The organism is Stenotrophomonas sp. AS1 (genome assembly GCF_048957655.1).
Taxonomy (GTDB): Bacteria; Pseudomonadota; Gammaproteobacteria; order Xanthomonadales; family Xanthomonadaceae; genus Stenotrophomonas; species Stenotrophomonas bentonitica_A.
The window spans coordinates 1-3,796 of the sequence record NZ_JARVXM010000015.1; the positions used below are offsets into that span (position 1 = coordinate 1).

General features: G+C 72.3%; 2 protein-coding genes and 1 pseudogene. 2 read left to right on the forward strand and 1 reads right to left on the reverse strand.

The window, feature by feature from the left end; translation table 11 throughout:
- Nucleotides 1-146: 146 nt before the first annotated feature.
- The gene (locus tag PV764_RS20185) at nucleotides 147-2,633 is read left to right on the forward strand and encodes a membrane-bound PQQ-dependent dehydrogenase, glucose/quinate/shikimate family (protein ID WP_019186271.1); all 2,487 of its coding nucleotides are present in this window, start codon (nucleotides 147-149) and stop codon (nucleotides 2,631-2,633) included.
- Nucleotides 2,634-2,642: 9 nt separating this feature from the next.
- Here PV764_RS20185 and PV764_RS20190 read toward each other — a convergent pair whose 3' ends face one another.
- Complete coding sequence (locus tag PV764_RS20190) at nucleotides 2,643-3,260, reverse strand: thioredoxin family protein (protein ID WP_080114929.1); 618 nt, start codon at nucleotides 3,258-3,260, stop codon at nucleotides 2,643-2,645.
- Between the two features lie 51 nt (nucleotides 3,261-3,311).
- Here PV764_RS20190 and PV764_RS20195 point away from each other — a divergent pair.
- Nucleotides 3,312-3,796, forward strand: a pseudogene (locus tag PV764_RS20195) (transposase zinc-binding domain-containing protein); the annotation flags it as partial.

Here is a 3,796-nt window from a genome sequence, read left to right on the forward strand (position 1 = left end):
GTGCCCAAAGCGGCGCTTGCGCGGCCGCTTCCTACCCGCCAGACTCGCAAAAAAGGGCGGTTGAACTTCCTATACCCCCCTGTCAGTATGGCGCGTAGCATTGGTCGCATGCTCCTTCCCGCTGGCCCCACCCTTGCCGACCGCCCATGACTCCACCACACCACCCCACCGCCGCCGCCCCTGCCACCCTGTTCAGCGGCCCTGCCTGGTGGCTGCAGATCGTGCTGGCCTGGCTGTTGCTGCTGCTGGCGCTGGCCATGGCGGCGCTGGGCGTGCAACTGCTGGCGCTGGGCGGCAGCGCCTACTACCTGCTGGCCGGCGTGGCGGCGCTGGCCGGCGCGCTGCTGGTGTTGCGGCGCCGGGTCAGCGCCGGCCTGTGGTGCTACGGGCTCACCGTGCTGGCCACCCTGGCGTGGGCGCTGTGGGAGATTCACGGCAAGGGCTGGCGCCCGGCCTGGGGTTTCGACCTGGCGGGGCGCGTGGGCCTGCTGGCCGGCCTGTGGCTGCTGATGGCGCTGGCCTGGTGGTGGATGCGCCGCCGCGCGGGCGACCGCGGGCCACGACGCCGGTCACCGGCCTGGGCACCGGTGGCCGCGGTGACGGTGCTGGGCACGCTGGCCCTGACGGCGCTGGCCCCGCGCCTGTGGCCGGCGCAGGCGCAGGCGGCGCCGCAAGCCGCCGCGCCCGATGCGCTGGGCCGCACCGCCTTGAAGCGCGGTGCCGACGAGTGGCTGGCCTTCGGCGGCTCCAACCTGGGCCAGCGCTTTTCCGAGGCGGCGCAGATCACGCCGCGCAACGTTGGGCAACTCGAGCAGGCCTGGGCGTTCCACACCAACGACTGGGCGCCCAACGAGCGCGTGTACTACGCCTTCCAGAACACGCCGCTGAAGATCGGCGACAGCCTGTACGTGTGCTCGCCCAGCAGCCAGGTGTTCGCGCTCGACCCGGCCACCGGCCGCCAGCAGTGGCACTTCGACCCCCAGGTGCCGCCGGCCGCGATGGAGCCGCTGTTCAGCGCCACCTGCCGCGCCGTCGGCTACCACGAGCAGGCGCAGGCGCCCGCTGGCGAGCTGTGCGCGCGCCGCATCCTGCTGGCCACCACCGACAGCCGGCTGATCGCGCTGGACGCGGCCAGCGGGCAGGTGTGTCCCGGCTTCGGCCACGGCGGCACCGTGAACCTGGCCGAGCGCATGGGCAACCAGGTGATCGGCTTCTCGTCCAACACCTCGGGGCCGGCGGTGGTGGGTGGGCTGGTCATCGTGGGCCAGCAGGTCAGCGACAACCAGCGCCGCGACGCGCCGGGCGGCGTGGTGCGCGCCTACGACGCCGTTACCGGCGCGCTGCGCTGGGCCTGGGACGCCAAGCGTGCCGACGATGCGCAGGCCCCGCTGGCCGCAGGCGAGCTGTGGCCGCGCGGCACGCCCAACGTGTGGAACGTGATCTCGGCCGACGAGCGTCTGGGCCTGGTGTTCATGGGCACCGGCAACGCCGCCGCCGACCATTACGGCGGCGACCGCACGGCGGCCGAGGACGCCTTCACCTCGGCCGTGGTGGCGCTCGACATGCACACCGGCAACACGCGCTGGCACGTCAACACCGTGCACCACGACCTGTGGGACTACGACCTGGGCGCGCAGCCCCTGGTGACCGACATCGACGTCGACGGCACGCCACGCCGCGTGGTGGTGCAGGGCACCAAGACCGGCTCGGTGTTCGTGCTGGACGCGCGCACCGGCGAGGCCGTCAAGCCGGTGCAGGAGCGCCCGGTGCCCGCCGGCACGCTGCCGGGCGAGCGCTACGCGCCGACGCAGCCGCAATCGGTCGGCATGCCCAACTTCGCCGGCATGCCCGGCCCCGAGCCCGAGGTGCTGACCGAGGCCAACAGCTTCGGCCTGACGCCCATCGACGCCGCGCTGTGCCGCATCGCCTTCCGCCAGATGGAGTACGAGGGCATGTACACGCCGCCCAGCGAGAACCCCGGCGGCATCCTGCTGTTTCCCGGCATCGTGGGCGGCATGAACTGGGGCGGGCTGGCGGTCGACCCCGAGGCACAGCTGCTCATCACCAACCACAGCCGCCTGCCGAACCGCATCACGCTGACGCCGCGCGCGCAGGTGGAGGACCGGGCGCTGGGCGACGGCGGCGCGCGCGCCGACCAGCGCATCGCGCCGCAGGCCGGCACGCCCTATGGCGTGGCGCGGCCCAACTGGATGTCGCCGCTGCAGGTGCCCTGCATCGACCCGCCCTGGGGCTTTCTGTCGGCCACCGACCTGCGCAGCGGCCGGCTGCTGTGGTCGCGCCCCCTGGGCACCGGCTTCGACACCGGGCCGCTGGGCATACCGACGCGGCTGAAGATCACCATCGGCACGCCCAACCTCGGCGGCGCGGTGGTGACGCGCTCGGGCCTCACCTTCATCGCCGCCGCGCAGGACAACTACCTGCGCGCCTTCGACACCCGAAGCGGCGAGCTGCTGTGGGAAGGGCGCCTGCCCGCCGGCGCCCAGGCCTCGGCCATGACCTACATGCACCAGGGGCGGCAGTACGTGGCCATTGCCGCCGGCGGCCACGCGCGCTTCGAAACCAAGCTGGGCGACAGTCTGGTGGTGTTCGCCCTGCCCGAGGGCGGCCGCTGATGCCTGCCGCTACAGCTGGCCCAGTGCCGCCTTCACGTCGGCCACGCTGAGGATTTCGCTCAGCACGATGGGCGGCTTGCCGGGCGCCTGCAGCACGTACACCGGCACGCCGCTGCGGCCGAGCTTGTTCAGCTCGGCGGTGATGGTGGCGTCGCGCCGCGTCCAGTCGGCGCGGAAGGTCTGCACCTTGGCAGCGTCGAACGCGTTCAGCACCTCGTCGTTGGCCAGCGTGGTCTTCTTGTTGTACTGGCAGGTCACGCACCAGGCGGCGGTGAAGTCGACGAACACCGGCTGGCCGGTGCCCAGCACGGCCTGCACGCGCTCGGGCGACCAGGGTTGCCAGCGCTCGCCCGCCGCCGCTGCGGCCTGCGCGGCGGGCAGCGCCGTGTGGATGACGTTCGGGCCGATGGTGGCCAGCAGGAAAGCGCCGAACGCTACCGAAAGCGAAGCAATCAGCAGGCGCGTGCGGCCCTGCAGGCCGAACGCCCACAGCACCAGCGCCAGCGTCACCAGCAGCGCCAGCAGCGCGCCCGCGCCGTCGATGCCGGTCTGCTGGCCCAGCACCCACAGCAGCCACACCGCGGTGCCGAACATCGGGAAGGCCATGAACTTCTTGAACGTGTCCATCCACGCGCCGGGCGGCGGCAGCAGGCGCGCCACCGCCGGCCACCAGCTGGCGTAGAGGCGCACTACCCGGACTTCATTGTACGGATCGAAGCGGAGGGCCGCTCGCTGCCCGGATATGTCCGCGAGGAGTTCGAGACCTACCTGCGCTGCGGCGTGCTCGAGCACGGCTTCCTGCGCGTGGTCTGCGAGCAGTGCCGGGCCGAGAGGCTGGTGGCCTTCTCCTGCAAGAAGCGCGGCTTCTGCCCCAGCTGCGGGGCGCGGCGCATGGCCGAGAGCGCGCGGCACCTGGTGGAGGAGGTGTTTGGCCCGCGGCCGGTGCGGCAATGGGTGCTGAGTTTTCCGTACCCGCTGCGCTTCCTGTTCGCCAGCAAGCCGGAGGCCATCGGCCCGGTGCTGGTGATCGTGCAGCGCGTCATCGCCGGCTGGTTAGCCGATCAAGTCGGCGTCGACCACGCCAGCGCGCAATGCGGCGTGGTGACCCTGATCCAGCGCTTCGGCAGCGCGCTGAACCTGAATGTTCACTTCCACATGCTGTG

Excerpts from the sequence above, each read along its gene's own strand:
- PV764_RS20190 (WP_080114929.1), bottom strand. The coding sequence starts at position 3,260 with ATGGACACGTTCAAGAAGTTCATGGCCTTCCCGATGTTCGGCACCGCG.
- PV764_RS20185 (WP_019186271.1), top strand. The coding sequence starts at position 147 with ATGACTCCACCACACCACCCCACCGCCGCCGCCCCTGCCACCCTGTTC.